Source organism: Thiohalospira halophila DSM 15071, assembly GCF_900112605.1.
GTDB classification, from domain to species: Bacteria; Pseudomonadota; Gammaproteobacteria; order Thiohalospirales; family Thiohalospiraceae; genus Thiohalospira; species Thiohalospira halophila.
This window is the reverse complement of record NZ_FOMJ01000001.1, coordinates 641,137-665,954: the sequence shown is the minus strand read 5'-3', so window position 1 is coordinate 665,954 and position 24,818 is coordinate 641,137. Positions and strand designations below refer to the sequence as shown.

The following is a 24,818-nucleotide window of genomic DNA, read 5'->3' as shown; positions in this document are numbered from 1 at the left end:
GAGAGGAACAACCATGCGGACCATTGCCCTGACCACCCTTGCCGCCGCCACCTTCCTGCTCGCCGGCTGCGGCGAGTCCGGGAGCGGAAAAGAGGAGAAGAGCGAGACTACTGCGACCGTGGTGGAGTTCACGGAGTCGGAGCAGGGGCGTGCGCCCTATTCCAGCCGCGCCATCGTCACCGATCGCTGGCTGCGCATCGATTTCGGCGAGGGGGCCAGTGATTACATGCTCCTGGATCGGGCGGACGAGACGGTCTACAACATCGTGCCGCGGGACCAGACCATCCTGGTCATCGAGTCCGGCGAGGTGCCCGACGAGCCACCGCGCGACCTGGAACTGGCCGCCAGTGACGAGGCCATGGGGGAGGATGCCCCGACCCTGGAGGGCAGGAAGGCGCGCCACCACGAGTTCTCCGCGGGCGGGGAGACCTGCTACCAGACCCTGGTAGTCCCCGGGTTGCTCCCCGACGTGCGGGCGGCCATGGGGGAATTCCTGGCGGTGATGGCCGGGGAGCACGCCCGGGTGCTGGACCGTATGCCGGCGGAGAACCGTACGGCCTGCGACCTGGCCGATGACATCTTCGCCACCGGCCGCCAGTGGGAGGCCGGCATGCCGGTGATGGAGTGGCACCCCGACGGCACCCGGCGGGAGCTGGTGGACTACGAACGGGACAAGGCAGTGGAGCCGGAGCTCTTCCGCATCCCTGAGGGCTTCGAGCGCTACTCGCCATCGGACGTGGGCAGCCTCACTCCGGAGGGGTAGGCCAGGAGTTCGCAGCCGGCCTCATCACAGCGGATGTAGCCGCCGCGGTCGGTCCACTGCGGCAGGACCAGGCGGCGGCAGGTAGCCCCGTCCACTGTCAGGGCGTGGTCGGCGGGGCGGTGGGTATGGCCGTGGATCATCCGGTCCACGCCGTGGCGACGGAAGGCGTCGGCCACCGCCTCGGCATTCACGTCGGTGATGTCGCTGTCGATATCGGCCTGGGCCTCCCGGCTCGCCTCCCGCGCCTGCCGCGCCTGCTCCATGCGCTCGGCGGGCGACAGGGCCAGGAACTGTGCCTGCCAGGCCGGGTCACGGACCTGAGCGCGGAATTCCTGATAGGCGGTGTCGTCGGTGCAGAGGCTGTCGCCGTGGAGGAGGAGGGTGGGGGCGCCGCCCAGCTCTACCACGGCCTCCTCCGGCAGCAGGGTCGCCCCCAGCCGCCCGGCCAGGGTCTCGCCCATGAGGAAGTCGCGATTGCCGTGCTGGATGTACAGCGCCGTGCCGGCCCCGGTGAGCGCGGCCATCCGATCCAGAATGGGTTCGTGGGCCGGGTGGATGGCGTCATCCCCCAGCCAGGCCTCGAACAGGTCGCCCAGCAGATAGAGGGCGTCGGCTCCGCTGGCCACTTCGTCCAGGAAATGGTGAAAGAGGGCCGTGGACTCGGGCCGCTGGGCGTCCAGATGCATGTCGGAGGCGAGAATGGTTCCGGCCATGGCTAGGGGGTCGCCGGGTCGTCGTGGATGATCACCCGCTCGATGGTCACCGGCTCCCGCGGGACATCGGTATGGCCCTCCACCACCGTGGTGGGCAGGGCCGCGATGGCGTCCACCGTCTCCATGCCCTCCACGACCTCGCCGAAGGCGCAGTAGCCGTAGCCGGCGTCGGTAGCACTCCGGTGGTCCAGGAAGTCGTTGTCGGCGACGTTGACGAAGAACTGGCGGGAGGCGGAGTGCGGGTCGCGGGTGCGCGCCATGGCCAGGGTGCCCCGGGTGTTGCTGCGGGCGTTGGCCGCCTCGTTGACGATGGGGCCGTGGACCGGCTGCTCCTGCATGCGGGCATCGAACCCGCCGCCCTGGACCACGAAGCCCTCGATGACGCGATGGAAGAGATTCCCGCGGTAGGCGCCCTCCCGGACGTAGTTCAGGAAGTTGGTTACCGTGCGTGGCACGGCGTCGTCATCCAGGTCGGCAATGAAGTGGCCGTGGCTGGTCTCGAAGGTCACGCGGGTCACGGCTGCTGTCTCTCCTGGTTGTCGGTCTTCTCGCCGGTATCTCCGTCCAGCCGTTCCACCGATTCGATGACCACCGGCGTCAGCGGCACATCCCGGGGGAAGGGGCCACCGGCGCCGGTGGGGCTGTCGGCAATGGTGTCCACCACCTCCATTCCCTCGACCACGCGGCCGAAGACGGCATAGCCCCAGCCCCGCCGGGTGGTGTTCCGGTGGTCCAGGAAGGGGTTGGCGGTAAGGTTGATGAAGAACTGGCTGGTGGCGGAGTGGGGTTCCTGCCCGCGCGCCATGGCCACGGTGCCGCGCTCGTTGCTCAGGCCGTTGTCCGCCTCGTTGCGGACGGGGTCCTGGGTCTCCACTGGTTCGAAGTCGTCGCGGTAACCGCCGCCCTGAACGACGAAGCCCGGGACGACGCGGTGGAAGAGGGTGTCCTCGAAGGTATCGCTGGCCACGTAGCCGAGGAAGTTCTCCACGGTCTCCGGGGCTGCCTCCGTGTCCAGGGCGATCACGAAGCGGCCCTCGGAGGTCTCCACCGCTACGCGGGGGGCGGCCAGGGCCGAGGTCGTCAGGACGGTGGCGGCCAGCAGCAGGCCGACGAGCAGGATGGTACGCATACGCCCATGCTACCCCGGCCGGCCCCGCCGGCAAAGGCCGGACCGGTGCGGGAGCGGGATCGAACGCGCGGAAGCGGGCCAGGGCCGCCCTTGGTGGCGGGGTCGGCTTCGGCTACCATGCCGCGCATGCCGGATTCCCCCGTAGTTACCCGCTTTGCCCCCAGCCCCACGGGCCGACTCCACGTCGGCAACGTGCGCACGGCCCTCTTCAACTTCCTGCTGGCCCGGGGCGCTGGTGGTCGTTTCTTCCTGCGCCTGGAGGACACCGATGCCGAGCGCAGCGAGGCCGATCACGAGCGGGCGCTGATCCGGGATCTCGCCTGGCTGGGCGTGGCCCCCGATGCCGGCCCGGACAGCGACGACCCCGCCGGTCCCTTTCGCCAGTCCGAGCGCACCGGCCTCCACGCCGAACAGCTCGCCCGCCTGGAGGCCGAAGGGGCGGCCTATCCCTGCTACTGCACTGCCGAGGAGCTCGACGCCGAGCGCCGCGCCCAGGTGGCCGCCGGCCGGCCGCCGCGTTACGGCGGCCATTGCCGGGACCTGGAGGCGGCCGAGCGGGAGCGGCTGGTCGCCGAGGGGCGGCGGCCGACCCTGCGCTTCCGGGTGCCCGCCGGGCGCGGCGAGGTGGTCTTCGATGACCTCCTGCGCGGGGAGCAGCGCACCGATACCGCCACGCTGGGAGACTTCGTCATCCGCCGGGCCGATGGCTCGCCGGCCTTCCTCTTCGCCAATGCCGTGGATGATGCCCTGATGGGGGTGACCCACGTCCTGCGCGGCGAGGACCACCTGAGCAATACGCCGCGCCAGCAGCTCATCCTGGAGGCCCTGGGGCTGCCGGCGCCGCGCTGGGGCCATGTGGGGCTGGTCACCGAGGTGGATGGCTCGCCGCTGGCCAAGCGCGCCGGCTCGCGCGCCCTGGCCGATCTGCGCGAGGCCGGCTTCCTGCCGGAGGCGGTGGCCACGACCCTGGCCCATCTGGGCCACGCCTTCGACCACGACGACTTCGTGGACCTGGCGACCCTAGCGGCCGGCTTCCGGCCGGAGCGGCTCTCCCGCGGGCCGGCCCGCTTCGACCCCGACCAGCTCCTCTACTGGCAGCGCCAGGCCGTGGGCGCCGCCGAAGATGCCGCCCTCTGGGCGTGGCTGGGCCCCCGCGTGCACGAACGGCTGGCCGACGCCGGTATCGAGGGGGAGGCCTTCGTCGCCGCGGTGCGCGAGAACCTGCGACTGCCCGAGGATGCCGACCACTGGGCCGAGGTGGTGGCCGGTACCATCGAACCGGACCCCGAGGCCGCCGAGGAGGCGGCCGGCGCCGGGCGCGAGTACTTCACCGCCGCCGTGGAGGCGGTGGCCCTGCATGGTACCGACTTCAAGCAGGTCACCGCCGAGATCGGCGAGCGCGCCGGCGTGCGGGGGCGGGCGCTCTATCGCCCGCTGCGGGCCGCCCTTACCGGCCGCCTCCACGGCCCGGAGATCGGGCCGCTGCTGGCGCTGATGGGCGCCGACCGTGCCAGCCGCCGCCTCCAGCCCTACGTCAGCGAACGGTAATCCCATGCTCACCATCCACAACAGCCTCACCCGGCAGAAGCAGCCCTTCCAGCCCATCGACCCCCAGCGGGTGCGGATGTACGTCTGCGGCATGACCGTCTACGACTGGTGCCATCTGGGCCACGCCCGGGTGCTGGTGGTCTTCGACCTGGTCTACCGCTGGCTGCGCCATCGCTACGGGCCGGAGCACGTCACCTACGTGCGCAACATCACCGATATCGATGACAAGATCATCGCCCGGGCCAACGAGGCGGGGGAAGCCATCGACGGCCTCACGGCCCGCTTCATCCAGGCCATGCACGAGGATGCCGCCGCCCTGGGGGTGTTGCCCCCGGACCAGGAGCCCCGGGCCACCGGTCACATGGAGGGGATTATCGGCCTCATCCGTGACCTGGAGGAGCGCGGCTACGCCTATGCCGCCGACAACGGCGACGTCTACTACGACGTCTCGCGCTTCGAGGGCTACGGCCGCCTCTCCGGCAAGCACCCGGAGGATCTGCGCGCCGGCAGCCGGGTGGAGGTGGACGAGGCCAAGGACGACCCGCTGGACTTCGTCCTCTGGAAGGCGGCCAAGCCCGGTGAGCCGGCCTGGGACTCCCCCTGGGGCCCCGGCCGTCCGGGCTGGCACATCGAGTGCTCGGCCATGTCCACCGAGTGCCTGGGCCACCACTTCGACATCCACGGCGGCGGGCTGGACCTGCAGTTCCCCCACCACGAGAACGAGATCGCCCAGAGCGAGGCGGCCACCGGCGAGACCTTCGTTAATGTCTGGATGCACAACGGCTTCGTGCGCATCAACGAAGAGAAGATGTCCAAGTCCCTGGGCAACTTCTTCACCGTGCGGGACATCCTGGCCGAGCACGACCCGGAGGTGGTGCGCTACCTCATCCTGGCCAGCCACTACCGCAGCCCGCTGAACTATGATGATGGCCGGCTGGACGAGGCGCGCGAGTCGCTCACCGGCCTCTACACCGCCCTGCGCGGGGTGGAGCCGGGGGCGGCGGAGCCGGACGCGGATGCGGTGGCGCGCTTCGAGGCGGCCATGGACGACGACTTCAACACCCCGGAGGCGCTGGCGGTGCTCTTCGAGCAGGCGCGGGAGGCCAACCGGACTCGGGAACAGGGGGACGATCCGGCGGTGCCGGCGGCGACCCTGCGCGAACTCGGCCGCCATCTGGGCCTGCTTCAGCGGGATCCGGAGGACTTCTTCCAGGCCGGCGGTGGCGATGGCCCCACGGCCGAGGAGGTCGAGGCCCTCATCGAGCAGCGCCGTCAGGCGCGGGCGGACAAGGACTTCGCCACCGCCGACCGCATCCGTGACGAGCTGGCGGAGCAGGGCGTGGTGCTGGAGGACGGCCCCCAGGGGACCACTTGGCGGCGGGGGTAGGGTTTCCGGTGCACCTGTCTCGCACGGACGGGGGGAGCCGGAACGCAGGGACGCCGTGAATACCTCCCTGTAGGCTTGCGCGCGGCGTCCCTGCCGCGCGACACCCTGCGCTCCGGCTCCCCCCGTCCGTGCTACCGCTGGCGCAGCATCGAACCGGTTGGCACCTCAGCCCTGGAGGTACTCGGCGGCCAGCAGGGTGTTGTGGAGCAGGGTGGCCACCGTCATGGGGCCCACGCCGCCCGGGACGGGGGTGATCCAGCTGGCCCGCTCGGCGGCGGCATCGAAGCCCACGTCGCCGCACAGGGCGCCATCCTCCAGGCGGTTCATGCCTACGTCGATGACGATGGCCCCCTCCCGGATCCATTCGCCCTGGACCAGCCCCGGCTTGCCGGCGGCGGCCACCACCAGGTCGGCGCGGCCGACCTGCTCGGCGAGATCGCGGGTGAAGCGGTGGCAGACGGTCACCGTGGCCCCGGCCATGAGCAGTTCCAGGGCCATGGGGCGACCGACGATGTTGGAGGCGCCGACGATGACGGCGTCCCGGCCCTTGATCTCCTCGCCGGTGTGGTCGAGGAGGCTCATTACCCCGCGCGGGGTGCAGGGGCGCAGGACCGGGATGCGCTGGGCCAGCCGGCCGATGTTGTAGGGGTGGAAGCCGTCCACGTCCTTGGCCGGGTCGATGCGCTCGATTACCGTGCCCGAATTGATGTGGTCCGGGAGCGGGAGCTGGACCAGGATCCCGTCCACCTCGGGGTCGGCGTTGAGGGCGTCGATGCGCTCCAGCAGCTCGTGCTGGGGGGTGTCGGCATCCAGGTCGAAGGAGAAGGAGCGGATCCCGGCCTCGTCGCAGGCCCGGCGCTTGTTGCGCACGTAGATGGACGACGCCGGGTCGCTGCCCACCAGGACCACGGCCAGGCCCGGGGCGCGGTGGCCCTCGGCGGCGCGCTCGTCCACCCGCTTGGCAACCCCGGCGCGGACCTCGGCGGCCACCTGCCGCCCGTCGATGATGGATGCCGTCATGCGCCCTTCTCCCGGTAAAACGGGCATTTTCGCACGGCCCCGCAGGGCCGGCCAAGGCGCTCGTTGACGGCGTCGGGGGCGGCCTTTAATATGCCGCCTTCCTTGGATGACGCCACGGCGCTTCGGCATGGTAGAATTCCCCGCTGCAACGCGCCTGTAGCTCATCCGGATAGAGCATCGGCCTTCTAAGCCGAGGGTAGCAGGTTCGAGTCCTGCCAGGCGCGCCAGAATGCCGCATGCTCGAAACAATGGTGGACGTAGCTCAGTCGGCAGAGCACAGGATTGTGGCTCCTGAGGTCGTGGGTTCGATTCCCATCGTCCACCCCATATTGGGAAGCACCCCGAAGGCCCCCGTCGGTTCGTCCGGCGGGGGCCTTTTTGCTGGTCGGGGTTACGGTTGCGGCAGGTCCAGTCCCTGCCGCCGATGGCCGGCGGCGCGGCGGGCCGCCTGCAGGGCGCTGCGCAGCGCCTCCTCCAGGGTCGGATGATAGAAGGGCAGGGTCAGGGCATCGTCCACCGTAAGGCCGGTACCCACCGCCCAGGCCAGGAGGTGGGCCAGGTGCTCGGCCTCCGGGGCGGCGAGCTCCGCCCCCAGGAGGCGACCGGTGGCAGGGTCGGCGTGGAGGGCGATGGCGCCGGCGTCGCGGTCGTTCATGCGGGCGCGACCGTGGCCGGCCAGTTCCACTCGCCCCGTAACGGTCCCTGCGGGGAGCAGTGAGGGCCGAGGCCCGACCCGGGCGAGGCCGGGGTCCGAGAAGACCACCGCCAGTTCCACCCGCCGGCCCGCCCTGACGCCGGTATTCAGGGCCTGGTGGGCGGCGATCCGCCCTTCGTCGGCCGCTTCGTGCTGGATGGGCCGCAGGCCGGCCACGTCGCCGGCCGCCCAGACGGGGAGGTCGGCCACCCGGAGGGTCGCCGGGTCCACCGGCAGGGGGCCGGCCGGGTCCAGGCCCAGATTCTCGAGCCCCAGTCCGGCCAGGTGCGGGCGCCGGCCCGCAGTGACCAGGATCGCATCATAGTGCTCCCCCTCGATGGAGACTCCCTCCTCATCGGGCCGGGGTTCCACCGCCTGGCCGAGGCGTAGCTCCATCTCCCCGGCCAGGGCCGCCCGAGCCGCCTCGGAGACGGCGGCATCCCCGAGGTCGCCCAGCCGGTCGCCGATCTCGAAGCCGGTAACCGCCACTCCCAGGCGGGCCAGCGCCTGGCCCAGCTCCAGTCCGATGGCCCCCAGACCCACCACTGCCAGCCGTGCCGGCAGCTCCCGCTGCTCGAAGAGGGTGTCGCTGGTCAGCAGCCGGTTACCCAGCTCCGGCCAGTGGTCGGGGACCACCGGCTCGCTCCCCGTGGCCAGGATTACCGCCTCGGCACGGAGCTGCTCGCCATCGGCCAGCTCCAGCAGACCCGGTTCCAGGAAGCGGGCGTGCTGGCGGATGGCTCGATCGCCCAGTTCCTCCAGCATCCCGGCCGGGCCGGCGGCGAAGTCATCGCGCAGGCTGCGGACCCGCTCCAGGATCGCCGCGCCGTCCACCGACCCGGGCGGCCCGGCGAGGCCGCGGCGGTGGAGCCAGTCGGCGCCGTGGACCGCCTCGGCGGCGGCGATGAGGGCCTTGGAGGGCATGCAGCCCACGCGGGCGCAGGTGGTGCCACCGGGGCCGCCCTCGATGAGGACCACCACCTCCGAGTGGCGGCGGGCCTCCTTGTAGGCGGTGATGCCTGCCGTGCCGGCACCGATGATGGCGAGGGAGACCGAGCGCATGACCATCCTCCAACGGGAAGGGAGTCCGCAGGATGGCACCGTTGGCGGGGCCGGGGAAGGGTGGATGCGCGTAGCAGCGCGGAAGGTGTGGCATTTCCCGCAGCCGTGGCGGCCGACTGACCTTTAACCCACTGAAAATGCGTCTTTAAGAGACTGGCACGCCTCTTGTTTACAAACTCGTCCAGCAAGAACCGACCAGCGACGAGGAGAACCCATGGACCAACCGACCCGGATCGCCACCCTGGTGACCCTGGCCCTGGCGGCAGGCAGCGCCACCGCCGAAGAACTGACCCCCATCCGCGTGGAGGCCACCGACCCGCCCCGCCGCATGAGCCTTACCCCCGAGGCCACCGCGGCCGACGGTGGCGAGGCGCTGCGCGAGCTGCCCGGAGTGGATGCCATCCGCATGGGCGGCCACGGGATCGACCCGGTGATCCGCGGTCAGTCCGGCAATCGCCTCAACGTCCTGCTCGGCGACGGCTACGCCTTCGGCGGTTGCCCCAACCGGATGGATCCCCCCAGTGCCTATGCCAGTCCCGGCCTCTACGACGAGATGGTGGTGGAGAAGGGCGTGACCGGCGTCACCGCCGGCGCGGGTGGTCCGGGTGGGACGGTCCGGTTCCAGCGCACGGCCCCGGCCGTCTCCGATGACCGCCCGGTCACCGGCCGGGTCGGCGCCTCCGGGGGAACCAACGGGGTCCCGCTGGCGGGCCACGCCGATGTGGCGGTGGGCAGCGATGACGGCTACCTCCGCCTGCTGGGCGAGCACAAGGACGCCGACAGCTACGAGGACGGCAACGGCGACGAGGTCCACTCCGCCTGGCGCAGCCGGACCCTGGGGGCGGTGGCCGGCTGGACGCCGGACGACGAGACCGGCCTGGAGGTCACCGTGGAGGAGAACCGCCAGGACCACGTCCTCTATGCCGGCTCCGGTATGGACGTTCCCGAGTCCATCCGGGAGCACGCTGGCCTCTCCGGCCACTGGGCCGCCGCCGGCCTGAAGTGGGAGGCGAGCCTCAACGCCTCCGACGTGGAACATCTCATGGATAATTACACCTACCGTGATGCGGCCATGCGCATGGCCGCGCCCACGGAGGCGCAGACCCGGGATGCCCGCCTGGCCACCACCGGCCATCTCGGCGGCGGGGAGTGGACCCTCGGGGTGGACGCCCTGCGGGTGGAGCGGGACGCCAGCCGGATCAACAAGGATTCGGATACCGAAGTGGCCCGGATGTGGCCCGATGTCCGCCGCCAGCGCGCCGGCGCCTTCGGCGAATGGGTGGGGCCTGCTGCCGGGGCCGAGTGGACCGCCGGCCTGCGCGTGGACCGCATGAGCGCCGAGGCGCGGGCGGCGGATGAGACCGTGGAGATGAACAATACCCCCTCCACTCTCTATGCCGATGCCTACGGCACCGACACCACCGACTGGGACAGTACCGAGGTGGGCGGCGTGGTCCGCGCCGTATGGACCGTGGGCCAGGGCGGCTGGGTCGAGACCGGCCTCTCCCGCAGCGTGCGCGCCCCGGATGCCACCGAGCGCTTCATGGCAGCACCCACCTGGATCGGTAACCCGGATCTGGAGGCCGAGACCCACCATCAGATCGACCTGGGGGCGGGCTGGCGGCAGGGCCCCTGGCAGGCCCGGGCTGCCCTCTGGTACGACGACGTCGCCGACTACATCGACCGCTACAAGGGGGCCAACGACGAGACCCTCTACGGCAACTACGATGCCACCCTCTACGGCAGCGAGTGGGAGGCCGGCTACCGGCCGGAGACCGGCGCCGGCCTCCAGCTGACCGCCTGGAGCACCTACGGTCACAACGAGGATGAGGAGCGCCCCCTGGATCGGATCCCGCCGCTGAAGGCCCGCCTCACTGCGGACTGGAAGGCCCGCGCCTGGGAGGTGGCCGCTCACCTCACCGCCGCGGGCGAGCAGGACCGCATCCACGATAAAACCACGGGCGGCCAGGATCCGGGGGAGACCGCCGGCTACGCCGTCCTCGACCTGGAGGGGCGCTGGCAGGTGGCCGAGCGCTGGCACCTCACCGGCGGGGTCCGCAACGTGCTCGATCGGGCGTACCATCAGCATCTGCAGACCGGTAACGGGTTTGATGAGAACGTGGATGCGGTCAACGAGCCCGGCCGGCAGGCCTGGATCGCAATGGAGGTGATGCTGTGAAGGAACTCAAGCGTATCGGACTGGCGGCCCTGCTGCTGGGGCTCGCCGCCCCGGCGGCGGCCGAGGTCGCGGTGAACGACCCGTGGGTGCGTGCCGCGCCGCCCACGGCGAAGATGCTGGCCGGCTACGCCGTGCTCGCCAACGACGGGGAGGCCGAACGCCACGTGGTGGGGGCGGCGAGCCCCGCCTTCGAGAAGATCGAACTCCACCGGACGGTGGAGGAGGACGGTGTGGCGCGCATGATCCAGCAGGAGCGCCTGACCGTTCCCGCCGGCGGTGAACTCGCCCTGGAACCGGGGAGCTACCACCTCATGCTCATGCGACCCCACGAGCCGGTGGAGGAGGGGGAGAGCATCACCCTGACACTGGAGTTCGCCAATGGCGAAACGCGCGAGGTGAGCTTCCCGGTCCGCCGGCAGGGCGGGGGGCACAGTCACGGAGGCCAGCACCACCAGCACTGACTGGACTGATCGCCCCAGGGGCGTCCGCTCGTTATAGGTTCGGGCGCCTCATGATCCTACCCAACAGGAGCCCGATCCGGATAATCCGAAGTGGCGGGACTACAGCGGACCGTGAGTTGTAGACGCGGCGGAGACGGATTGTAGACGGGCAAGAAAAAAGGGCTACGCCGTGAGGCGTAACCCTTTGATATTTCTGGTGGGCCGTGAAGGGCTCGAACCTTCGACCCGCTGATTAAGAGTCAGCTGCTCTGCCAACTGAGCTAACGGCCCGAATCCGCGTATTAGACCAGAGCGCCGCGGTCTGCGCAAGGGGGCAAGGCCGGGATGTGGCGCCGGCCTTGTCCGTTCACACCGTGCGGGTATCATGGAGGGGAGTTGGTTCCGGAGGAACGGTCATGGACGTCTTCGAGCAGGCCCTGCCTACCCAGTCCCCCAATCTGCAGACGGTGTTGCGGTCGGCGTCGCTGGTGGCGGCGTCGGACGTTACCGTCCTGCTGCTGGGGGAGAGCGGCACCGGCAAGGGGCGGCTGGCCGAGGCCATCCATGCCGCCAGTCCGCGGGCTGCCGGCCCGATGGTGGCGGTGAACTGCGGCGCCATTCCCGACTCCCTGGCGGAGTCCGAGCTCTTCGGCCATCGGCGCGGGGCCTTTACCGGCGCCGTGGACGAGGCGCCCGGCCGCATCCGCGCCGCCAGCGGCGGCACCCTCTTCCTCGACGAGGTGGCGGAGCTGCCGCCGTCGGCCCAGGCCAAGCTCCTGCGCTTCCTGGAGACGGGGGAGGTGCAGACCGTGGGGGAGGCGACGCCGCGCCGGGCGGATGCCCGGGTGGTGGCGGCGACCCATCGCGACCTGGAGGCGGAGGTGGCGGCCGGTCGCTTCCGCGCCGACCTCTTCTACCGCCTGAACATCGTCCCCCTGGAGATCCCGGCCCTGCGCGAGCGCCGCTGCGACATCCCGGGCCTGGCCCGGCGACTGCTGGTGGAGCTCGCCGACAGCCACGGCGTGGAGCGGCCCTCGTTCACGAAGGCGGCTCTGCTGCGGCTGCGTGACCACGGCTGGCCGGGCAACGTCCGCGAGCTGCGCAACCTCTGCGAGCGCACTGCCATCCTCCTGCCGGGGCGAGAGGTGGATGCGTCCAACCTCCCCGCCGGCCTGGCCGGCGAGTCCACCGCCGGGGCCGATGCAGCCGTCGCCCTGCCTGCGGAGGGCGTGCGGCTGGAGGATGTGGAGGCCGACCTCATCCGTCAGGCCCTGGCGCGGACCGAGGGCAATCGCAGCCGCGCCGCCCGCCTGCTGGGGATCAGCCGCCACACGCTGCTCTACCGCCTGCGCAAGCACGCCATCGCCTGAGGTGTCAGCGGGGCCGGCCGGCCTCGGTGGCGGCGGGGACCTCCGTGAGCCGGCCGTTGCTGCAGTCGTAGAGGTAGCCGTGGATCGGGATGTACCCCGGAACCAGGGGATGTTCCCGGACCCGGCGAACATCCTCCACGATGCTCCCCTCCCGATCGGCGATGGTCAGCCAGTTGATGTAGTGGCCGTCCACGGCGCCGGGGCCGTTGCCGACATCCTTCCAGGCGCCCCCCTCCAGGGCGGCGGTATCCAGACTCTTCTCCAGCAGGCCGGCCATGGTGGCGTCGTCGAAGGTCTCCATGCCGCAGTCGGTGTGGTGGATGACGAACCACTCCTGGGTCCCCAGCAGCTTGTGCGAGATCACCAGTGACCGGATGGCGTCGTCGCTGGCCCGGCCGCCGGCGTTGCGGATGACGTGGGCATCCCCCTCGGCCAGTCCGGCGTACTGGGCCGGGTCCAGGCGGGCATCCATGCAGGTGAGGATGGCGAAGCCGCGTGCCGGGGGCATGGGAAGGCCGCCCTTGCCGCCGAAGCGGGCGGCGTATTCGGCGTTGGCCGCCAGGACGGCATCTTGATTATCGCTCATTGGGACTCTCCTCCCGGATGCGGGGAATGATTGATGCGAGGAAGCACCCCCAAGCGTAGTCGAGAATGCGCGGGAAGGATGCGGTGCCCTTCGCCTTCGATTACTTCTCGCCCAGGCGCTCGCGCAGGCCGGAGGTCCGCTGGACCTGTTCCCCGATCGCGGCGGCAAGGAGGCCCGAACCGCCACCCTCCAGCAGGGTGAAGCGCTCGGCGGCACGGGTGATGGCGGTGTAGATCAGCTCTCGGGTGAGGACGGGGGAACCCCGATCCGGCAGGACCAGGGCCGCGTGGCGGAACTCCGAGCCCTGGGCCTTGTGGACCGTCATGGCGAAGACCGTCTCCACCGCCTCCAGCCGGGCGGGGCTGATCCAGCGCACACCGCCCTCCGGCGCGGGGAAGGCGACCCGCAGCGCTCCCGGCTCCGCGCCGGGCAGGGCGATGCCGACATCGCCATTGGCCAGCCCCAGCCCGGGGTCGTTGCGGGTGACGATGACCGGCCGGCCCGGATACCACTCGCCCTCGGGGGCGAGCAGGCCGCGGGCGCTCAGGTGGGCCTCCACCCGCTGATTGAGGGCCTCCACTCCCCACGGGCCCTGCCGGACGGCGGCCAGGAGCTGGAAGTGGCCCAGGTCGGCCAGGATCGCCTCCGCCCACGCCTCGCGGGCGGGGTCATCCGCCCCGGCGGGCCCCGCCGCCACCCGCTCCAGGAGCGGAGCAAGGCCCTCGGCGGCCAGACGCGCGACGGCGTCGGGTTCGTTCGGGCGCTCCTGGGCCAGGTCGGGCAGCCCGGAGGCGAGCAGGGCGCCGGCCCCGGCCGCATCGCCGCGATTGACCGCGGCGGCCAGCTGGCCGATCCCACTCTCCGCCCCGAAGCGATGGCTGTGGCGGAGCTGGACCACCTGCTGATCCAGCGCCCGGCCCGCCGGGTCGTAGTACTCCGCCGGGATGGGGGTGCCGGTGGCCGCCTCCAGCCAGGCGGTAGTGGCCGGGGTGTAGTGGCCGCCCTCGGCGCGATGGCAGAGCTCACCCAGGACGGCGCCGGCCTCCACCGAGGCGAGCTGGTCCTTGTCCCCCAGCAGCACCAGCCCTGCGCGGGGGGGCAGGGCGGCCAGGGTGTCGGCCATGAGCTCCAGGTCGACCATGGAGGCCTCGTCCACCACCAGCAGGTCCACCGGGAGCGGGTTGGCGGCATTGTGGCGGAAGCGGTGGCTGTCCGGCCGTCCGCCCAGCAGGCGGTGGAGGGTGGTGACCGTGGTGGGCAGCTCCGCGCGGACCGCCTCGGCCCCCTCGGGCAGGTGCAGGTCGTGGATCGCCGATGCCACGGTGCCGCCCAGGCGGGCGGCGGCCTTGCCCGTGGGGGCGGCCAGGGCCATGCGCAGGGGGCGCTGCGTCTCGCGGACCCCCTGCAGCAGCGCCAGCAGCCGGACCACGGTGGTGGTCTTGCCGGTGCCCGGGCCTCCGGTGATCACGGTGAAGGCGGAGCGGGCGGCCACCGCGGCCGCGACCCGTTGCCAGTCCACACCCTCCGGAGTCGGGCCGAAAAGGGGTTCCAGCCAGCGCCGCAGGCGTTCCGGATCCGCGCCGGAACCGGGGGCGGCCTCGTCCGTGCTCCGGCTGCGCGCGGTGACGGCCTCGGCGATGGCCACCTCGGCCTGGCGGTAGCGGCGGAGATAGAGGCGGGGCGACTCCGGCGGCCCCTCCAGGACCAGCGGTGTGGTGCCTGCCCCCGGGCCGGCCAGTCGCGAGTCGCCCAGGGCGGCGGCGAGGTCGGCGACCCGGGTGGGCAGGCAAGCAGCCGGTCGGGGCGGCTCGGCCTCGTCGGTCACCGGCCGGCTATCGGCGGGAGCGAGGCCCAGGGCACCGTCGGCGTCGCCGGCGGTGGCGGCCAGGTCCAGGCAGACATGGCCGCGGCCGGCCTGGTGGCTGGCCAGAGCGGTCAGGAGCAGCGCGACGGGATCCGCCTCCGGGCACTGCTGGCCCAGGAAGGCGGCCAGGGCCCGGTCCAGGGGGCGCAACCAGCCCTGCTCCACCCAGCGGGCCAGGAGGTCCAGCACGGCCGCGTGGTTCTCCAGGGAGGGTGTCACGGCGTTCCTCCTCCGTTCCGATTCGTTCCGGGGCCGCGGAGGCGGTCATCCAGCTGTTCGATGAGGGCGCGCGGAGGGCGCTCGCAGTGCAGCCCCTGGCCGGGGGCATCCAGCCCGCGCAGGAAGAGGTAGACGGCGCCGCCCATGTGGCGGTCGTAGTCGTAGTCCGGCAGCCGTGCCTTGAGCTGGCGGTGCAGCGCCAGGGTGTAGAGGGTGTACTGGAGTTCGTAGCGCCGCTCCAGTACCGCCCGGCGGAGGGGGTCGGGGGCGTAGTCCGCCGGGCGCGGGCCCAGGAAGTTGGACTTGTAGTCGGCCACCCAGTAACGGCCCTCGTGCTCGAAGACCAGGTCGATGAAGCCCTTGAGCAGGCCGTTGAGGTGGGCCGGCCCCACCGACGGGCGCTCCTCGCCCCCCAGGGTGGCGGTGCGCACCGCCGCATCCAGCTCGGCGGCCGGGAGGTCGTGGACGCCGATCCAGAATTCCAGCTCCGGCTGGTACTGCTCCAGGTCCGCCAGGCGCAGGGGGGTGCCCCCGGAGAGCGCCAGGGGCTCGGTGAGCAGGCGCTGGAGCCAGTCGGTCACCGCCGGGGCGTGGTCGGCCCAGCCCCGGCGGCGGCAGCGCTCGGCCACGGTGGTCGCCAGCCAATCCGGGTCGGCGGCGACGGCGGCCAGCCCCTCCCCGGCGGCCCATTCCAGCAGGCCGTGGAGGAAGGTGCCCGGCTCCGGCCCCCGGGGGAAGTCCAGGAGGCCGCCACCGGCGGTCCCGGGGGCCGTGGCCTCGTCGGCCATCTCGTCCACCAGGCCGGCGGTGGCCGTCTCCGGTGCTCGGTGGGAGGACTCGCCGTGGCCCAGCGCCAGGGCGGAATAACTGGCGATCCACCAGCGCTCCGCGGGGGAGCGGGTGGGGGTCCGGGCCTCGCCGTGGGTCGTGGCCTCGTCGGTGGCGGGCAGGCGCCGGTCGTCCGGCGCGGGGAAGGGGGAGACGGCCAGGGCCGGTTCATCCCCGGCCAGGGTGTGCAGCCGCTCGGGGAGATCGCTCGCCTCCAGCGGGGTACCGCCGGTGAGGAGGTAGCCGGGGGCGGTGCGGTGGAGGTCGTTGGCCTTCTTGTTGCCGCGCCTCACCGGCGCCAGGCCGACCCAGGTGGCGTGGCGTGCCCGGGTGAGGGCGACGTAGAAGAGGCGCAGGTCCTCGGCCAGGCGCTCGTCGTCGGCGCGGGCCACCGCCTCCTCGTCGGGGTCCGGGTCGATGACCCATTGGCCCTGGTCATTCCGGTAGCGCAGGGGCGCCTTGCTGCGATCCAGCGGCTTGAAACCGCTGGCGAAGGGGAGGAAGACCAGCGGGTATTCCAGCCCCTTGGCCTTGTGGATGGTCACCACGCGCACGCGATCGGCGTCGCTCTCCAGGCGGAGGATGCCGTCATCGCCGCTGCCTCCCGTCTCGCGTTCGGCGGCCAGGTGGCGGAGCAGCGCGTGTTCGCCGTCCAGCCCGGCGGCGGCCTGCTGCAGGAGCTCGCCCAGGTGGAGGAGGTTGGTCAGCCGCCGTTCGCCATTCTCCTCGGCCAGCAGCCGGGCCGGGACCCCCTCGTCGTGGAGGAGCCGTCGCAGCAGTGGCAGCACCCCCTGGCGGCGCCAGATCCGGCGATAGTCGTGGAAGCGCAGGACGGTCCGCTCCCAGGCGGTCTCGTCCCGGGTGAGCCGTTCCAGCTCGTTGAGGGAGCGGCCCAGGGTCGGGGTGGCCAGGGCGGCGCGCACGGCGGCCTCGGATTCCGGCTCGGCGCAGGCGCGCAGCCACAGGTGCAGGTCGCCGGCCTCCTCGCTGGCCCAGACCGAGTCCTGCAGGGAGAGGTAGACGGAGGCGACGCCGCGGGCGTGCAGGGCGCCGCGGATGGCCTCCGCCTCCTGGCGGTCACGGACCAGGACGGCGATGTCCGCCGGTTCCACCGGCCGCGTGGCGCCGTCGTCCTCGCAGAAGGCGGCCTCCCCAGCACGACCGGCGAGGAGGAGGTCGGTGATGGCCGTGGCCCCGGCCTCCGCCGCCTCGTCGCGGTAGGCGCCGATGCCGACGGCCTCCGACGGCCAACGGTGCCAGAGCGTCAGCGCCGGGACGGGGGCGCCGTCGCGCAGGAGGCGCTCGCCGCGCCCTCGGGCGTCCACGGCATGGAAGGGGACGGGGTCATCGTCGCCGTCGCGGAAGAGGAAGGCGCCGCGGGTGTGGCCGGCGGCGTGGCCGAAGAGCCGGTTCACCGCCTTCACGGCCGCCTCGGTGGCCCGGTAGTTCTTCGGCAGGGTGTAGTGGCGGCCGGCGGTGGCGCGCCGGGCGGCAAGGTAGCTGTGGATGTCGGCGCCGCGGAAGCCGTAGATGGCCTGCTTGGGATCACCGATGAGGAAGAGGCCGCGGTCTGCCGGGGCGGTCTCGACCTCGTAGACGGCGTCGAAGACGGCGTACTGCGCCGGATCGGTATCCTGAAACTCGTCGATGAGGGCCACCGGGTACTGCGCCCGGATGGTCTCTGCCAGGTCCTTGCCGGCGGCCCCCTCCAGGGCGGCGCGCAGGCCGGTGACCAGGTCGCCGAAGTCGAGTTCGGCGTGGTCCCGCTTGGCGGCCTCGAAGCGCGCCCGGATCCAGGCGGCGGCATGTTCCAGGAAGGGAGTGGGGTCGCTTTGCAGGCGCTCCGCCGCCTCCAGGCCGGTCAGGGCCGGGTGGAGGTCATCGGGCAGGGAATGGCCCTTCTTCAGCTTCGCCCGCATGCCGGCGGCGCTCAGGAGGTTGAAGACCTTCGCCCCGTAGCCGGGCGGGGTGAGGAGTCCCGGCTGGTCGGCCCATGCCCGCAGGTCGGCGAGCAGGTCGTCCGGCTTCTTGTAGGACTGCCGGTTGAGGGAGGGCAGGGCCGCGTGGAAGCTCTCGGCCACCGCCTCGAAGTCCTCGCGCAGGGGGGCCTTCATCGCCTCCAGCGCCGCCAGCCCCTCGCGCAGCCGGGCATCCCGGCTGGCGTCGTCCGGGGGCGGCAGCGGCAGCTCCAGCCAGGGGCGGAGGCGGGCCTTGAGCGCATCGGGATCCCCGCCCAGGTGGGTCATGAGCAGTTCGGCCTCGTCGGCCGGCCGGGGGACCACCTGGCTGCGCCAGTAGTCGCGCACCGCCTCCAGGAGCCGTTCGCTGGTGTCCGGCTCCAGCCGCTGGTGGAAGAGGTGGCGGCTGTGGAAGGCGTGTTCGCGCAGCATGCGCTGGCTGAAGGCGTGGATGGTATGGATGGCCGCTTCGTCCATCCACTCGGCGGCGACCTCCAGGCGGCGGGCGCAGCGGGCGCGTGCGTCCGCCTCCGGATAGGCGGCGAGGAGGCCGGCGAGGACGGCATCGTCGGGGTCGGCGCGGTCCGGCTGTCGAAAGGCGGTCGCCGCCTCCCCCAGGCGATTGCGGATGCGATCGCGGAGTTCGCGGGTGGCGGCGATGGTGAAGGTGACCACCAGGATCCGCGGTGGCAGCAGGGGTTCCCGGAAGCCGTTCTCGTCGCCGTGGCCCAGGACCAGGCGCAGGTAGAGGGCGGCGATGGTCCAGGTCTTCCCGGTCCCGGCGCTGGCCTCGATGAGGCGGCTGCCGTGGAGGGGGAAGGTGAGGGGGTCCAGGGGAGAATCCCCGTGGGACTGCGGCTGTTGCTCGCTCATGCGGGGCCCTCCTCCTCGCTGATGGGCCGCACCGTCCGGACCAGCGGTCGGTAGAGCGCATCCCGCCAGTGGTCGAAGGCCTCGCCCAGCAGGTCATCGGCGGCGGCGAAGGTCCGGCGGAGGTGGGGATCGCCGTCCCGTTCGCCGGGCCTCTGGTAGCCATCCCCCTCGTAGGCCTGGCGGGCCGCCTTCCCCGGGTCGGTCTTCTCCGACTCCTCCGCCTCCAGGGCGGCCAGGGCGGTGCGCGCGGTCACCGGCAGGGGCTGCTGCTGACCCGCTTCCCAGGCCCCCAGCAGCGCCGTCAGGTGGGTGCCGGCCTCGCTGACCGCCAGGGGCGGGAGTCGAAGGGCGGCGATGGGCGTCTGTCCGCGCCGGGGCTTGTCCTCGGGACAGAAGAACAGCGTGGTCAGTGGCGTGCCGCCGGCGCAGGCCAGCAGGTGGGTGATCCAGGCCTCCGCCAGCCGATCCAGGCGCCGGTAGGGCGGGCTGTTCTGCCCCAGGCGGCTGACATCCCAGGCCAGTCGTACCGGGGACCCCGCGGCCTCCTGGTGGCGCAGGTCGGGGAGCCAGCCGCTGACGGTTACCTTGCCGACGGTGCAGGAGATCTCCAGCGGCACCTCCGCCGGTGGGCCGCATTCGGCGGTGAAGTCGCCGATCACCGCCAGGAGCCCCTCGGCATCGGTGCGCACCGCATCGGCGGCCAGCGCGCCGGGATAGCCGCCCGGGAGCTCCCCGGTGCGGGCGAGCCGTTCCAGGCCCTCGTCCAGCGCCCCGGCCCGGGCGGCCTCGTCCGCCGCCGTCTCCAGCCCGGCGGCGACCAGCTGGCGTCGGAGCTGCCACGCCGTCAGCCCGTCCAGGCCGAAGGGCTCCACATCCTCGTCGGCGGCGGCCGGCTCCTCCAGGCGGGTCCGCAGGCGGCCGTGGAAGAGGGCGCGTACGGGATTCTTCCAGAAGGCGACCAGCTCCCCGACGGGAATCGTGGTCTCCGCGGGGGCCGGCAGGGGCGCCTCCTCCGAAGGCGCAGGCGCCGCCTCGGTCGGCGCCCACTCGTGGGCGTAGGTAAAGCGGGGGTGGGTTCCGTCGGCCGGGAAGAGGGTGCGGCTGAAGGGTTGCAGGGGATGGACCACGGTCAGGGCCCGGAGGAGGTCGTCGGCCTCCGCGTGTTCATGGGTGGCGACCAGGTGGTCGCGGAGCTGCCCCACCAGGACCGAGGGGGGCTGCTCGCTGTCGTCGCGGATGCTGCGGCCCACCCAGCTGATATGGAGGTGGTCCCGGGCGGAGAGCAGCGCCTCCAGGAAGAGGTAGCGGTCGTCCTCGCGCCGGGAGCGGTCGCCGGGGCGGTAGTCGCCGTTCATCAGGTCGAAGTCCGCCGGGACCGGGGTCCGGGGGTAGGCGCCATCGTCCATGCCCAGGAGGCAGACCACCCGGAAGGGGATGGCGCGCATGGGCATCAGGGTGGCGAAGTTCACCGCCCCGGCCAGGAAGCGCTGGGCCAGCCCCCCCTCGTCCACCGCGGCCAGCCAGTGCTCGCGCACCACCGCCAGCGGCAGTTCGTCGGCCAGTCCGGCCTCCTGGCAGCGCCCCTCCCAGCTCGCCAGCGCCTCTTCCAGCTGAACCAGGGTCAGGCGGTCATCCTCGTCCACCGGGGCCAGGAATTCGGCCAGCAGGGCGCGCAGGGTCTCCCCCCAGTCGGCCGGGCTCCGCGGCTGCGACAGGTGGGTGCGCCATTGGCGGAGCCGCTCCACCAGCTCCGCCAGGGGGCCGGCGGCCGCCGCCTCCAGCCCGCCGACCTCGGCGAAGGGTTCGATGCCGTTCCAGGGGCCGTGGTCGCCCACGGCGTAGCCCAGCAGCATGCGGCGCAGACCGAAGGCCCAGGTGTTGCGGTCCTCCTCGGGCAGGCCCAGGCCGGCGCGCTGTTCGCTGTCCAGGCCCCAGCGGACCCCGGCGCCCTCGGCCCAGCGGTGGAGCCGGGCGAGGTCCCCGGCCTCCAGCCCCAGGCGCTGGCGCACGGCCGCCACGTCCAGCAGGTCCAGGAGTTCGCCCACGCCGGAGCGCGCCCGGGGGAGCTCCAGCAGCTGCTCCAGGGCGACCAGGACCGGGGCGCGGCCGCGCTGGCCCTGGTCGGAGATGGTGAAGGGGATGTGGCGCGGGTCCTCCGTCGACAGCCGGCCGAAGACGGCGCGGATGTGGGGGGCGTAGGTCTCGATGTCCGGGACCATGACGATGATGTCCCGCGGGCGCAGGTCGGGCTGGGCATCGAAGCGCGCCAGGAGCTGGTCGTGGAGGGCCTCCACCTCGCGCTGGGGCCCGTGGCAGACGTGGAAGCGCAGGGAATCGTCCGTCTCCGGGACCGGCGGCCAGGCCACGCGGCTCTCGGCCACCGGGCGCAGGTCGCGGATGTCGTCCTGGAGCTGGTGGAGGAGGCAGTCCCCGCCGGGAGACTCGAACAGGTCGATACGCTGGCGCGGCAGCGCCTCCACCAGGTCGCGGTAGTTCGTCGGGTCGTCGTGTTCGTCCAGTAGGCGGACGTAGTCGCGCCCCTGCTTGCCCCAGGCGGCCAGCAGGGGGTGGGCGTGGGCATGGAGATCCGCCTCGTCCAGCTCCACCGGCATGCCGGGCCGACGCGGGTGGCGGCTGGCGGCGGCCCTCAGCAGGTCCCGGTCGGCCACGATATCGGCCCAGTAGTGTTCGCAGGGATTGTGGACGCAGAGCAGCACCTGACTCACCCGCGCCACCCCCTCCAGCGCCTCCAGGGCCTGCTGGGGCAGGGAGGAGATCCCGAAGACCACGACCCGGCGCGGCAGGCCCGCCGGGCGTGCCTCCAGCCCGGTCGCCGCCTCGCGGAAGCGGGTATGGATGGCGGCGCGGCTGGTGTGAGCGGTCGCCGCCGGAATATCCGCCAGCAGGGCGCGCCACAGTTCCGGCTGCCAGGCCTGATCCGGCGGCAGGGTCCGGTCCCGGCCATGGGCATCGGGGAGGCTATCGTGGCCGGCCGCCCAGGCGTCCAGCCAGTCGGCGCGGTAGACCTGGTACTGGTCCAGGAGGTCCGCCAGGCGGCCGGCCAGCTCATGGCGCTTGCGGCCGTCGGGATCATCGGCCAGGAAGCCGGCCAGCGGCGCGAAGATCGGCCGGGACGCGAGGTCCGGCAGCAGCCGCATGAGCCGCCAGGTCAGCGCCTCCTTGGCGAAGGGGGAGTCCGCGGGGACCGACTCCGGGCCGAGGACGGCGCGGTACGCCGACCAGAGGAAGCGTGAGGGGAGCTGGATATCCAGGGCGGCGGCGATGCCCAGCCCCGGCTCCGGGGCGTCCGGCTCTCGTGCCAGGGCCAGGCGCAGCCACTGGGCGATGCCGTTGGACTGGACCAGGATGGTCTCGTTCTCCAGCGGCCCCAGGGGGTAGCGGCGCATCCACTCCACGGCGAGATCCCGCAGGCTTTCCATACGGTTGCCGTGGACCACCATGAAGCCCGGTCGCAGGTGGGGAGGCTGTTCCATGCGGTCGTTCTCGCTCGTCCCTGGCCGCCGGGATTGCTACTCCCCGGCCGGTTCCCCGTGGTCGTGATCATCGGGATCGGCGGCCTCCAGGGCGGCCAGCCAGTCGGCGGCGTAGTCGCCGGCCAGCAGGACCATGGCGGCGGCGATGGAGCCGTCGTCGTTCTCGGCGGAGAGGGTGTAGCGGCCCTCGTCCAGGGTGGCCATCTCGCGCAGGAGCTCGCCCACGGTGACGTCGTCGGGGTCGAGGTCCCCGGTGAGGATGGCCTCCATGCGGGTGGATTCGGTCATGGCTCGGGTCCTGTGGATAGGGTGGTACGTACCCTGCCGGTGGGCGGGGGTTGGCGCAAGGGCCCCCGACAGGGGCATGGTGTCCGATATTCAGGTGCCCGGGAGCAGGGCGCGCCAGTCCCGTTCGCCGCGGACCAGGGCGGCCTTCTCCGGTCGGCGCAGCCCCTTGATGGCGCGCTCCAGGCGCAGCGCCTCGGTATGGCTGAGCTCTCCCTGCTGCCAGAGCAGGCGCCGGGGCCCGCCGCCCATCCGCACGGCGCGGGCGCCGCGACCGGCCGCGTGGGCTCGGTAGCGGGCCTCCACATCGGTGGCGATGCCGGTGTACCAGGCGCCACTGGTGAGTTCCAGGATATAGACCGACCAGGCGCGGTCAGGGGGGCGGGTATCGGGAACGGTGGCCATGGCCTTCGCCGGAGGCGCGGCGCCGTGTGGCGACCGCGCGGGATTGGCTGGTCGGGGCAGCAGGATTTGAACCTGCGACATCCAGCTCCCAAAGCTGGCGCGCTACCAGACTGCGCTATGCCCCGATGGCAGCTATTCTAACCAAGGTGAGGCCGCCAGGCGATGGCGAAAATCTTCAAGAACATTATTGAATAATGAAACACCACCGCTATAATGCGCGGCATTGGTAACATTCCCAGGAGGGCATGAGTGATGCGACACGGGATGCGGGTAATCGCCGCTGCGGCGACACTGGCCCTGGCACCACCGGCCGGGGCGGCCTTCTTCGACCGCGAGGCGGCCGTGGATCACGCCCTGAGCCACAATCCGCGGCTGGATGCCAGCCAGGCCTCCATCGGTGCGGCGGAGGCGGACCTGGAGGCAGCGCGCTCGGCGGGGTCGGCGCAGGTGGCGCTCACCGCCAGCGGCAGCGCCAGCAACAATCCGTTGGACGCCTTCTCCCACAAGCTCCAGGCGGGGAACATCGAGGCCGACATGGCCGCGATGGATTTCGGGGACTTCGACCCGGATGAGCTCAACAATCCCGATCCCAGCTTCCTCATGTCCACCGGCGTGGAGGTGCGCTATCCCCTCTACACCGGGGGCCGGGTGAGCGCGGGGGTCCAGGGGGCCGAGTCGGCCCGGGAGGCGGCGGAGCTCGGCCACCTGCGCGCCCGGGAGGTCATCGCCTACCAAACCCGGCGCGCCTACCTCGCTGTCCAGGCCGCCGAGCGCGGTCTGGCCATCGCCGAGGATGCGGTGGCGGCCGCCCGGGACCACGCCGAGACCACCCGCCGGCTGGTCCGGGACGGCCGCATCGTCGAGTCCGACCAGCTCACCGCCGAGGTCAATCTCAACGAGATGGAGGCCAACCGCGACCAGGCGCGGCAGCGGGTGCGCCAGGCGCGCAACCGGCTGCGGCTGGCCATGGGCCTGGATCGCGACGAGCCCCTGGAGGTGGCGGAGCTGCCGCCGGTGGACGAGATGCCGGAGCTCGCCGGCCTCGAGACCCTCCAGGCCGAGGCGCTGGCCAGCCGCCGGGACCTCCAGTCCCTGCGGGCCCAGCAGGCGGCCCAGCGCGCCCGGGTGGACATGGAGGAGGCCGCCTACGGCCCGCAGGTGAACCTCGTCGCCTCCGGTAACACCTACGGCGAGAACTCCGCCTACGACAACACCGCCTGGCGCGCCATGGCCCAGGTGCGCTATCAGCTCTGGGATGGCGGCACCGCCAGCAGCAAGGCGGCGGCGGCGCGCCAGCGCACCGAGCGGGTCCGCGCCGAGATCGCAGATCGTGAACGGGCCATCCGCAACGAGGTCCGCCAGGCGGTGGACGATATCGAGCTGGCGCGCGAGCGGCTGCAGAACAGCCGCGGCACCGTGGAGCGGGCGCGGGAGAACGTCACCCAGGTGGACCGCCGCTACGGCCAGGGCCGGACCATCCTCATCGACGTCCTCCAGGCCGAGGGGCGGCTGGTGAAGGCGCGCAACGAGGTGCTGAGTGCCCGCCACGCCCTGCAGGCCGGCCTGCTGCAACTGTCGGCGGCCCAGGGTCGCCTCCTGGAGGAAAACCAATCCGTTACGGGGGAGATGCCGTGATGCGTGCGAGTTCCCTGTTCATGACCGCCCTGGCCGGCCTCCTGCTGGCCGGCTGCGTCCACGAGGCCGGCGAGCCCACGCCCTTCGCCCAGCGCGAGGCCGTGGAACAGTCGGTGACCGAGACCCAGGTGCGCGATGGCCGCGTGCGGGTGCCCGAAACGGCCATCGTCCAGCGCTGGGACATGCCCCACGTCTTCGTGCTCGAGGAGGGCAAGGCCCGGGCGCGGCTGGTGGAGCCCGGCAAGGATCGTGGCCGCTATCGCGAGGTCCTGTCGGGTCTCGATGGCGACGAGACGCTGGTAGTGGGCGACCTGGAAGAGGTCGTCGACGGGACCCCCATCCGGCAGTAGCAGGCCCGCTAGAGGA

General features: G+C 72.3%; 19 protein-coding genes and 4 tRNA genes. 10 read left to right on the top strand and 13 right to left on the bottom strand.

Translation table 11 applies throughout. The features are described 5' to 3' along the window. Positions 1-13 precede the first annotated feature (13 nt). Positions 14-763, top strand: coding sequence for a hypothetical protein (locus tag BM272_RS03240; protein ID WP_093427285.1), 750 nt, complete (start codon positions 14-16; stop codon positions 761-763). On the opposite strand, the gene BM272_RS03235 is transcribed toward BM272_RS03240, so the two are convergent. From BM272_RS03235 to BM272_RS03225, 3 genes are read right to left on the bottom strand one after another with little or no spacing between them, the layout of a single operon-like run. Then, positions 721-1,476 carry a UDP-2,3-diacylglucosamine diphosphatase gene (locus BM272_RS03235; RefSeq protein WP_093427284.1) on the bottom strand — a complete coding sequence of 252 codons (756 nt, stop codon included), beginning with the start codon at positions 1,474-1,476 and terminating at the stop codon, positions 721-723. The two genes, BM272_RS03240 and BM272_RS03235, sit on opposite strands and share 43 nt — an antisense overlap. Positions 1,477-1,478: 2 nt before the next feature. Next, positions 1,479-1,994 (bottom strand): peptidylprolyl isomerase, encoded by a 516-nt coding sequence (locus tag BM272_RS03230; protein WP_093427283.1) that lies wholly within the window; start codon positions 1,992-1,994, stop codon positions 1,479-1,481. After that, positions 1,991-2,605 carry a peptidylprolyl isomerase gene (locus BM272_RS03225; protein WP_093427282.1) on the bottom strand — a complete coding sequence of 205 codons (615 nt, stop codon included), beginning with the start codon at positions 2,603-2,605 and terminating at the stop codon, positions 1,991-1,993. The genes BM272_RS03230 and BM272_RS03225 overlap by 4 nt, the downstream gene beginning before the upstream one ends. A 126-nt stretch (positions 2,606-2,731) precedes the next feature. Here BM272_RS03225 and gltX point away from each other — a divergent pair, with 126 nt between their 5' ends. Together gltX and cysS are read left to right on the top strand one after the other, a co-directional pair. Continuing rightward, a complete protein-coding gene (gene gltX / locus BM272_RS03220) occupies positions 2,732-4,153 on the top strand; it encodes a glutamate--tRNA ligase (protein ID WP_093427457.1) in 1,422 nt (473 codons plus the stop codon). Positions 4,154-4,157: 4 nt separating this feature from the next. After that, positions 4,158-5,540 carry a cysteine--tRNA ligase gene (gene cysS / locus BM272_RS03215; protein WP_093427281.1) on the top strand — a complete coding sequence of 461 codons (1,383 nt, stop codon included), beginning with the start codon at positions 4,158-4,160 and terminating at the stop codon, positions 5,538-5,540. 165 nt (positions 5,541-5,705) lie between these two features. Here the strand turns inward: cysS and folD are convergent, their stop codons facing one another. After that, entirely contained in the window at positions 5,706-6,560 is an 855-nt protein-coding gene (gene folD / locus BM272_RS03210; protein ID WP_159433008.1) for a bifunctional methylenetetrahydrofolate dehydrogenase/methenyltetrahydrofolate cyclohydrolase FolD, read from the bottom strand. Between the two features lie 150 nt (positions 6,561-6,710). Here folD and BM272_RS03205 point away from each other — a divergent pair. Continuing rightward, positions 6,711-6,787, top strand: a tRNA-Arg gene (locus BM272_RS03205). A 24-nt stretch (positions 6,788-6,811) separates the two neighbouring features. Continuing rightward, positions 6,812-6,887: transfer RNA gene (locus BM272_RS03200), tRNA-His, on the top strand. A 64-nt stretch (positions 6,888-6,951) separates the two neighbouring features. Here BM272_RS03200 and BM272_RS03195 read toward each other — a convergent pair. Then, positions 6,952-8,316: a dihydrolipoyl dehydrogenase gene (locus BM272_RS03195; protein ID WP_205407733.1), complete on the bottom strand. Its 1,365-nt coding sequence runs from the start codon at positions 8,314-8,316 to the stop codon at positions 6,952-6,954. A gap of 214 nt (positions 8,317-8,530) precedes the next feature. Here BM272_RS03195 and BM272_RS03190 point away from each other — a divergent pair, with 214 nt between their 5' ends. Together BM272_RS03190 and BM272_RS03185 are read left to right on the top strand one after the other, a co-directional pair. Next, a complete protein-coding gene (locus BM272_RS03190) occupies positions 8,531-10,495 on the top strand; it encodes a TonB-dependent receptor domain-containing protein (protein ID WP_093427278.1) in 1,965 nt (654 codons plus the stop codon). Then, the gene (locus BM272_RS03185) at positions 10,492-10,956 is read left to right on the top strand and encodes a copper chaperone PCu(A)C (RefSeq protein ID WP_093427277.1); all 465 of its coding nucleotides are present in this window, start codon (positions 10,492-10,494) and stop codon (positions 10,954-10,956) included. The genes BM272_RS03190 and BM272_RS03185 overlap by 4 nt, the downstream gene beginning before the upstream one ends. Before the next feature lie 194 nt (positions 10,957-11,150). Here the strand turns inward: BM272_RS03185 and BM272_RS03180 are convergent. Beyond that, a tRNA-Lys gene (locus BM272_RS03180) sits at positions 11,151-11,226 on the bottom strand. Positions 11,227-11,351: 125 nt separating this feature from the next. Between BM272_RS03180 and BM272_RS03175 the strand changes: the two genes are divergently transcribed. Further along, on the top strand, positions 11,352-12,305 hold the full coding sequence (locus BM272_RS03175; protein WP_093427276.1) for a sigma-54 interaction domain-containing protein: 954 nt from the start codon (positions 11,352-11,354) through the stop codon (positions 12,303-12,305). A gap of 4 nt (positions 12,306-12,309) precedes the next feature. On the opposite strand, the gene BM272_RS03170 is transcribed toward BM272_RS03175, so the two are convergent. From BM272_RS03170 to BM272_RS03140, 7 genes are all read right to left on the bottom strand, one after another. Then, positions 12,310-12,891: a beta-class carbonic anhydrase gene (locus tag BM272_RS03170; RefSeq protein ID WP_093427275.1), complete on the bottom strand. Its 582-nt coding sequence runs from the start codon at positions 12,889-12,891 to the stop codon at positions 12,310-12,312. 100 nt (positions 12,892-12,991) lie between these two features. Next, the gene (gene recD / locus BM272_RS03165; RefSeq protein WP_093427274.1) at positions 12,992-14,974 is read right to left on the bottom strand and encodes an exodeoxyribonuclease V subunit alpha; all 1,983 of its coding nucleotides are present in this window, start codon (positions 14,972-14,974) and stop codon (positions 12,992-12,994) included. Beyond that, positions 14,971-18,633: an exodeoxyribonuclease V subunit beta gene (recB, locus tag BM272_RS03160; RefSeq protein WP_093427273.1), complete on the bottom strand. Its 3,663-nt coding sequence runs from the start codon at positions 18,631-18,633 to the stop codon at positions 14,971-14,973. The genes recD and recB overlap by 4 nt, the downstream gene beginning before the upstream one ends. Further along, the gene (gene recC, locus BM272_RS03155; RefSeq protein ID WP_093427272.1) at positions 18,630-22,127 is read right to left on the bottom strand and encodes an exodeoxyribonuclease V subunit gamma; all 3,498 of its coding nucleotides are present in this window, start codon (positions 22,125-22,127) and stop codon (positions 18,630-18,632) included. The genes recB and recC overlap by 4 nt, the downstream gene beginning before the upstream one ends. A gap of 36 nt (positions 22,128-22,163) precedes the next feature. Continuing rightward, complete coding sequence (locus tag BM272_RS03150) at positions 22,164-22,415, bottom strand: hypothetical protein (protein ID WP_093427271.1); 252 nt, start codon at positions 22,413-22,415, stop codon at positions 22,164-22,166. Positions 22,416-22,505: 90 nt separating this feature from the next. Then, positions 22,506-22,817, bottom strand: coding sequence for a GIY-YIG nuclease family protein (locus BM272_RS03145; protein WP_093427270.1), 312 nt, complete (start codon positions 22,815-22,817; stop codon positions 22,506-22,508). 48 nt (positions 22,818-22,865) lie between these two features. After that, positions 22,866-22,942 (bottom strand) — tRNA-Pro (locus tag BM272_RS03140). 127 nt (positions 22,943-23,069) lie between these two features. Here BM272_RS03140 and BM272_RS03135 point away from each other — a divergent pair. Both BM272_RS03135 and BM272_RS03130 read left to right on the top strand, forming a co-directional pair. Beyond that, positions 23,070-24,452: a TolC family protein gene (locus tag BM272_RS03135; protein WP_093427269.1), complete on the top strand. Its 1,383-nt coding sequence runs from the start codon at positions 23,070-23,072 to the stop codon at positions 24,450-24,452. After that, on the top strand, positions 24,452-24,802 hold the full coding sequence (locus BM272_RS03130; protein WP_093427268.1) for an efflux RND transporter periplasmic adaptor subunit: 351 nt from the start codon (positions 24,452-24,454) through the stop codon (positions 24,800-24,802). The genes BM272_RS03135 and BM272_RS03130 overlap by 1 nt, the downstream gene beginning before the upstream one ends. The last annotated feature ends 16 nt before the right edge of the window (positions 24,803-24,818 follow it).